Consider the following 6301-nt stretch of genomic DNA (forward strand, 5'->3'; position numbering starts at 1 on the left):
GGCCGTTCACAAATCCCTTCAGGGACAAGAATGGGGAAGCACACTCGTCACGCATGCGATGAACGTCGTTTATCTGGCTTCCCTGGCGGTTGGTGTACATGGAATATTTGTTGATGCTCTAAATGCGCGGGCAAAACAATTCTACTTAAAACTAGGTTTCATTGCCCTTACAGGAAGTAACGAAAATTCGCTTTTCTATCCAACGAAGTCCATCGAAAAGCTGTTTGAAGACCAATAACGAGAAGTGCCAATACATCCCGTCTCCTCCAGACTCTATTCCCCAATCGCTGACGTTTTGCTTCCTAAGCTTGCAACTGAAAACATGAAAAGGCGGCCCCGGCACTTATCTGCCTCTGGACCGCCCTGCATGCATCCGTCGAAAAAGGATCAGTTGTTAACCACCTGCCTGCGCAGCAAATCATCTATGGCGCGGATCGCCAAAGGATAACCGTCGGCCCCCATGCCACAAATCACGGCATTGACCACGCCCGACATAATTGAGTGTCGATGCAGTTCATCACGGGCATGGATGTTCGACAGATGCAGTTCAATCAGCGGTGTGTCGAGCATCTTCAGGGCATCGAGCACCGGAATCGAATGAAACGAGAAGCCGGCCGGGTTGATGATTACCGCAGCGCCCTGCTCGAAGGCTTCCTGAATCCAGTCGACCATCACGCCCTCGTGGTTGGTCTGGCGAAAATCGCATACCAGGTCAAGTTCTCCGGCGAGCCGTTCGCTGCGTTGGCGTATCTGCTCGAGCGTAGTGTGTCCGTAAATGTGCGGCTCACGACGACCCAACAGGTTCAGGTTTGGGCCGTTAAGGATGAAGACGGTGCGGTTCATGGTCGTCCTATTGTGTTATTTGAAAAGAGAGCTGAAGCAGCATTTGCTTCCGTGTCAGGTGCTGCGACGGTATTCAGGTCGATGCCGCGGGTTTCTGGGCCAATGAGGATCATGGCAAGCGAGATCAGGTTGATAGCAGCGCACAGCGTCACCAGAGGCCATGGCGAGTTGTTCGACTGGCTCATCAACCACACGGCGATCATCGGCATCGGGCCACCGATCACCAGGTTTGCGCCGGTGTAGGCCAGTGCGGAACCCGAATAACGCACCTGGGTTGGAAACGCTTCGGCGAAGGCCACGGGCTGGATGCCGCTCTGAAACTGGGTGAAGCCAAGGAACAACCCCATAACAGCCATGATCGCCGCGACGTTTAATGTATTGAGGATCGGGAAGTAGACGAACAGGATCAGCAGGGTCATGCACGAACCAAAGGCCAGTGCTTTTTTGCGCCCCCAACGATCGGACAAATACCCTCCCGCCAGCGCACCAAAAATCGCGCACATGTTTGCCACCATCAGTGACATAAAGCCTGTCGACTGGCTAAAGCCGAGGTGCTTGGTCAGGTAGCTGAGGGAGAAAATCACAATCAGATAGAACAGCGCCGCTGGCGAGCAGAAGAAGAACATCAGGCGCAGGATGGTTTTGTAGTGGCTGCCTACCGCGGTCTTGAGCGGACTTTTTTCCTGCTTGACCGGCGTCTTTTTCAGGGCGACAAACGCAGGGGTTTCGTCGACTTTCAGCCGGATAAAGATGGCGACCACCACCAGCACGAAACTCATGACGAAGGGAATGCGCCAGCCGAAGCTTTCGAATTGCGCGGTTGATAGTGTCGCGGCAAGCCCCATCAACACGCCGTTGGCCAGTATCTGACTGAGTGGTGAACACAGGCCGAGTAAGCCGGAATAACGCCCGCGTCGGTCTGGAGAAGCGTGCTCCAGCGCCATCAGTTGTGCCCCGGTGGACTCACCGCCCAGCGCGAAACCTTGAATAATTCGCAGGATAACCAGCAATATGGGTGCCCAAATACCGACCTGGGCATAGGTCGGCAACAGGCCCATCAGTACTGATGCCAGACCCATCAGTGTCACGGTTGCCAACATCAGGTTGCGACGACCCAATTTGTCACCGAGATAACCGCAGGTGATCGCGCCCACAGGGCGAGCGGCCAGACCCACACCGAAGGTTGCAAGCGAGGCGAGCAAACCGGCGGTCGGCTCCATCGCCGGGAAAAACAATTTAGGCAGAATGGTTGCTGACACCGCGCCATACAGCGTGAAATCAAACCATTCCAGGGCAGTACCTATGGTCGCGGCGGTGACCGCTTTGCGAGGCATGCGTAGGTCATGACTCGCGTGAGTTGTTGTATTCATTGAGGTAGTGGTCCTTTAATTATTATGGTTGCAGGATATCCATACCACTCCGCTCCGGCACAGGTGCACGCAGGAAACGTCGAAGTCAGTAGACATTAGCGCATCCCCTCTGCAGAATAATTATCAAAATTACGATAAATAGATAAGCTCAACTTATCACTGAGGATTATGGAACTACGTCATTTGAAAGCCTTCGTTGTCGCCGCAGATTTGCAGCATTTCAGCCGGGCGGCCGAACAACTGGGCATTGCGCAACCCGCACTGAGCCAGTTAATGCGTACTCTTGAGTCTGAGCTTGGGCTGGCACTGTTTCGGCGGGAAAACCGTGGCGTGGTGTTGACCGCGGCGGGCGAGGCATTTTTGCCCCATGCGCGGCAATCCATCGAGTCCGGTAAGCTGGCGATTGCCGCAGCACGGCGTGCCCGGCGTGGCGAGGTGGGTGAGATAAACATCGGCTATCACTCGGCGTTATTCGAGGCCAACCTGCCGCAATTACTGCGGCACTACTTCAGCACCTTCCCCGACGTCAAAGTCTCGCTGGTGGATGCGGGAATTAGCGCGCAGTTCGAAATGTTGATCGACCATAAACTGGATCTGGCCTTTGCCAGGGTGTTTAAAGATCACCTGCCGGACCGTCTGCGCATTCATCAATTCAGCAAGTCGAGACTGGTGTTGCTGATCCCGGATAACCACGAGCTGGCAGATAGTTTTACCGGTGACCTGTCGACGCTGCGCCACGAGAAATTCGTGTTTTTGCAAGACGCTGCCGGTATCGGCTTGACCTCACATACTCTTCAGGCGTGCCGACAAAACCATTTGCACCCTGAGAACATTATGTATGTCCCGTCGCTGATGAGTATTCCCGGCCTGGTCGCAGCAGGCATTGGGCTGAGCATCGTGCCAGAAACCATCACCCACTTAACCATGCCTGGGATAAGGATTGTGCCGCTGGATCAACCGGAAATGGTGAGTGAGCTGTTGTTGATTTCAAGGATTGATGAGCGTTCAAGCGCAGTGCTGCACTTTATCAATGAAGCCCACGGTTGGGATGAGGCTGCTGAGATGAAAAAGACAGGAACTAAACCCCAGCCATGAGATGACTGGGGGAAGACCGAGTTTTAATAATCAGGGACACAATTTACACCGGGCTGATGCTCCGGCTTCGGTAAGCTGTAACACTCCGTATCAAGCTCCAATACTCCCGGTCCGAAAGACTGGGCGTGTTGGAGCTGATACTCGCTGGTGCTGGTCCTTTTAGGGACAGGTTGATTACTCTCGGTCTCCACAGTTTGCGAATAACAAGGTGCGGCAATGGCAGATAACAACAAAGCAGCAAAATAATATTTCATTTCTGACCACCTTATCTGGTTGTGTCACGATGTGTTCACAAGGAACACCTCACCATGAACGTGATCTGCATCACATAAAATCATGCATTCGGGTGATTTTTACTCGTGCAACACATCAGGTACCGCCAAACCACAGCCTTACAAGGCGTTAAACCAAACTGATGCACTCTGGCTCCTACAACCTCGCACAGCCTCGAAAATTAAAGGTATAATCCCCTCAACATTTTTTATTGGTTTTAGACACGAACATGACAAAACTCACATTACAAGAACAGATGCTTAAAGCTGGCTTAGTCAGCAGTAAAAAAGTAGCGAAAGTACAAAGAACGGCTAAAAAATCGCGGGTTCAGGCTCGTGAGGCAAGAGAGGCTGTGGAAGAAAATAAAAAGGCACAGATCGAACGTGATAAACAGTTAAGCGAGCAACAAAAGCAAGCTACTTTATCTAAAGAATTAAAAGCGCAGATAAAGCAACTCATTGAAATGAACAGAATTGTTATTTCAAAAGGTGATATTGGTTACAACTTCACAGATAATAATTTAATTAAAAAAGTCTATGTGGATAAGGTAACGCAAACTCAATTAACTAATGGCCGCCTCGCCATCGCTCGTCTGGTTACAGACAGTAACCCTGACGGTGAATACGCGATTATCCCCGCGAGTGTCGCCGATAAAATTGCCCAGCGTGATGCGAGCTATATTGTATTGAATAGCGCGCTCAGCCAGGAAGCGCAGGACGAAGAAGATCCATACGCAGATTTCATCGTTCCTGATGATTTGATGTGGTAATCAAGATTTCCAGGTGTTTAGCTGGTCAGAATCTCTTAGGGCAACGGGCTGACTCCGTTGCCCTCATCTCAATAAATCGTATCACTGTTCGTAGCCCTGAATTTCATTAACACTAAATTCCCCTTTTGCGAGCAGTCTCGCATCGCACAAATGCAACGCTGAAAACCCAACAATCTGACTTGTCACCTGCAAACCTTAGGTCGTATTCTTTCTGCGCACCAGCAAAATCTGGTGTCGGGCGTAGGAACCTGGTTTTCTCAAAGAAGATATCAAAGACTTAGAAAGTTTTTGATTGTCGCAGCACCTGCACACCTTTATTCTTATCAACGGTGGCGCTGGTGGGGCAACCTTCGGGTTGACCGATATCCTTTGAGGTCGGTTTCCTACCCTCATTAGCGCCACCACCACGAGTGTAGGAACTCCGATGGCGGCAATATTTATAACTCATCGGAGACAATCATCATGATGTCAGCTCAAAATTTTTCTCAGCTGCACTCCAGCAACGCCCTGCTTTCCCCCATTACCGCCAGCATGGATTTATTCCAGATCCTCAATGTCTGCGAATTGCTTGCCGATGAGCTGATCGAATGCAAAACAGTAACCGAACAACAAGCGCTTTGCGGGCGAATTGCGCACTGTCTGGAAGTGATGAAAACCACCTTTGAGCAGCCGCTGCCTGCTTATCTGGTGGAATGCCTCACCGTCGAAAAAGAAGTCAAAATACAGGTGAATCGCGATTCAGAAATACAGCGCCAGTATTGCCACGCGCTCACCCAAACATTATTAAGCCGTGCCCATTCGGCAGATGTGAACCGCGCATTAACTGGCATGTTATTTGAGTTAATCAATGAACTGGTCGAGGATTTGCAGGCACCGCGATTTTTGCACGGTTAGATGATTTTGTCGGGTGGCGCTACGCTTACCCGACCTACGAAATAGGTTTTGTAGGGTGGATAAGCGATAGCGCCATCCACCATTTATACTCTGTTATTAACGCTAAAAGCGTTATTCCATCACGCGCATTCTTTTAATTTTGGCTTCATCGCTATTATCGCTTGCCGCCACCAGCGTGAAGTCGAAATTCACTTCGGTGTGCGGCTGGTTAATTTTGCGCTGTTCTGCAATGTGCGTGTCGGTAATTTTAAGCGGGTCGGCAATTAATTCTTCACGGGTGGCAAAAGCAAAGTCATCCCATAAATAAGCATCACCATTCAGGTTAATCTGGGTGGTTAAATGTTTATAACCAGGCGCTGAGACAAAGAAGTGGATATGCGCCGGGCGGTTGCCATGGCGACCCACTGCAGTCAGCAGTTTTTGGGTTGGTCCATCTGGCGGGCAACCATAGCCGCACGGTACAATACTGCGCACGGCGTAGCTGCCATCGGCACCGGTCTGGATGCGGCGACGTAAGTTATACTGGCTTTGCGACTGGTCAAAGAATGAATATCCCCCCAACGTGTTGGCATGCCAGATATCAACAACCGCCCCAGCAACTGGCTTGCCGTTGGAGTCCGTCACTTTGCCTTGTAACCACATGATTTCAGCCTGCTCTGTGCCGTCATCCATGCGCGCGTAATTCTGGCTTAATGGCGCATTTGCCACATACAGCGGGCCTTCGATGGTGCGAGGGGTTCCCACTTCAATTCCGGCTGCCGCTTCTTTTTCATCCGCACGGATATCCAGATAATGTTCCAGCCCTAAACCCGCCGCTAATAATGCCGCTTCTTTACGCTCGCCTAATTCATTCAGGTAATTAACCGCCAGCCAGAATTCTTCATCGGTAATATCGTATTTTTTGATGGTCTGGCAAATATCACCCAGCACTTGATGCAGAATGACTTTTAAGCGCTCGTTGCCTTGCTGTGAAACTAACCCGCTGCTGATAGCAAGTAACTTTTCTAATTCAGATGTTTTTACTGGATTCACTGTCATTTTATATTCCTCACTGTAG

General features: G+C 50.7%; 8 protein-coding genes. 4 read left to right on the forward strand and 4 right to left on the reverse strand.

The genetic code is table 11. The features are described 5' to 3' along the window. Positions 1-238: GNAT family N-acetyltransferase (locus MES37_RS22850; RefSeq protein WP_337927116.1), on the forward strand; the 238-nt coding region annotated here is incomplete at its 5' end. Positions 239-387: 149 nt separating this feature from the next. On the opposite strand, the gene MES37_RS22855 is transcribed toward MES37_RS22850, so the two are convergent. Further along, positions 388-843, reverse strand: coding sequence for a type II 3-dehydroquinate dehydratase (locus tag MES37_RS22855; RefSeq protein ID WP_064544685.1), 456 nt, complete (start codon positions 841-843; stop codon positions 388-390). Then, entirely contained in the window at positions 840-2213 is a 1374-nt protein-coding gene (locus MES37_RS22860; RefSeq protein ID WP_064544683.1) for an MFS transporter, read from the reverse strand. The genes MES37_RS22855 and MES37_RS22860 overlap by 4 nt, the downstream gene beginning before the upstream one ends. Positions 2214-2381: 168 nt before the next feature. Between MES37_RS22860 and MES37_RS22865 the strand changes: the two genes are divergently transcribed. Continuing rightward, positions 2382-3308: a LysR family transcriptional regulator gene (locus tag MES37_RS22865; protein WP_064544681.1), complete on the forward strand. Its 927-nt coding sequence runs from the start codon at positions 2382-2384 to the stop codon at positions 3306-3308. A gap of 23 nt (positions 3309-3331) precedes the next feature. Here MES37_RS22865 and MES37_RS25015 read toward each other — a convergent pair whose 3' ends face one another. After that, positions 3332-3577, reverse strand: a complete 246-nt coding sequence (locus tag MES37_RS25015; RefSeq protein WP_370090883.1) for a hypothetical protein — start codon at positions 3575-3577, stop codon at positions 3332-3334. A 233-nt stretch (positions 3578-3810) separates the two neighbouring features. Between MES37_RS25015 and MES37_RS22870 the strand changes: the two genes are divergently transcribed. Both MES37_RS22870 and MES37_RS22875 read left to right on the forward strand, forming a co-directional pair. Further along, positions 3811-4350 carry a DUF2058 domain-containing protein gene (locus MES37_RS22870; RefSeq protein WP_064544677.1) on the forward strand — a complete coding sequence of 180 codons (540 nt, stop codon included), beginning with the start codon at positions 3811-3813 and terminating at the stop codon, positions 4348-4350. A gap of 462 nt (positions 4351-4812) precedes the next feature. After that, positions 4813-5244 carry a hypothetical protein gene (locus MES37_RS22875; protein WP_237932701.1) on the forward strand — a complete coding sequence of 144 codons (432 nt, stop codon included), beginning with the start codon at positions 4813-4815 and terminating at the stop codon, positions 5242-5244. 111 nt (positions 5245-5355) lie between these two features. On the opposite strand, the gene catA is transcribed toward MES37_RS22875, so the two are convergent. After that, complete coding sequence (gene catA / locus MES37_RS22880; protein ID WP_121815149.1) at positions 5356-6282, reverse strand: catechol 1,2-dioxygenase; 927 nt, start codon at positions 6280-6282, stop codon at positions 5356-5358. Positions 6283-6301: the final 19 nt, after the last annotated feature.

It is taken from the genome of Buttiauxella sp. S19-1, assembly GCF_022134725.1.
Lineage (GTDB): Bacteria > Pseudomonadota > Gammaproteobacteria > Enterobacterales > Enterobacteriaceae > Buttiauxella > Buttiauxella ferragutiae.